At 60.2% G+C, this 814-nt stretch carries 2 protein-coding genes; one reads left to right on the forward strand and one right to left on the reverse strand.

Features of this window, described 5'->3' with window-relative positions:
- Positions 1-86: 86 nt before the first annotated feature.
- On the forward strand, positions 87-338 hold the full coding sequence (locus tag EK386_RS19945) for a helix-turn-helix domain-containing protein (RefSeq protein ID WP_179966074.1): 252 nt from the start codon (positions 87-89) through the stop codon (positions 336-338).
- A 249-nt stretch (positions 339-587) separates the two neighbouring features.
- Here the strand turns inward: EK386_RS19945 and EK386_RS20280 are convergent.
- Positions 588-814: hypothetical protein (locus EK386_RS20280; RefSeq protein WP_158674475.1), on the reverse strand; the 227-nt coding region annotated here is incomplete at its 5' end.

Here is an 814-nt window from a genome sequence, read left to right on the forward strand (position 1 = left end):
GCCAGGCCGCCATCTTGCTATAAGAAAGCCATATTGTGGCTTAAACACGGCTGACGTAAAAGCATCACATCGGGAGACTGGTTTGCATGTCTCCCGCCGCCCAATCTCTCGCACCAACCGCGCATTCCGCGCGGGCCGTGCTCGCGGCCAACATGATCCGATTACGCCGGGAAAGAGGCTGGTCACAAGAAGCTCTCGCCTTCGAGTGCGGCCTACATCGCACCTTTGTTGCGCACTGCGAGCGCCAGGTCAGAAACATCTCACTGGACAACCTGGAGCGCATCGCCAACGCCTTCGGCGTGCCGGTATATGCCCTGCTGATGCCGACAGGCAGTTGAAACGCTTTCGCGCGCGAAAGAACGGGCTGTTTTCCTTGCGCGGCAAGGGTTTTAAGCCGGTTCGGCCCGTTCGGTGTCATACACGAAAATTTTCGGTGTCGCCGCGCTAAAAGCCTTGCAGCACAAGGCTTTTAGCGAAGCAACGGGAGTTGCGTGGTGTGTGACAAGTTTTCCGGGGGTGCGGGGCCATCCCGCAAGCCAGCATCGCCCTCTATTCATACCTTGCCCGGCCCTAGTGGATGAGTCCGGTCATTCACCGAAAACGGCGCTGACGGACAAACCATGCCCGCATGTGCGAATGCAGCGTTTCGCCCCCGGCATCGTCCAGCCCGCCCGCCAGGAAAAACGAGAAAAACCGCCCGACGCCATCCGGGCCTCTTCCGGCTGCGATTCGAGCAAATCCAGCACGTCGGCCACCTCGGGCGGCGAGGCGGTTTTACTGCGCATGGCGATGCAGGATGCGGTAGCACTGCACC

Origin of the sequence: Lysinibacillus antri (assembly GCF_003977595.1) — a bacterium.
GTDB lineage: Bacteria > Bacillota > Bacilli > Bacillales_A > Planococcaceae > Ureibacillus > Ureibacillus antri.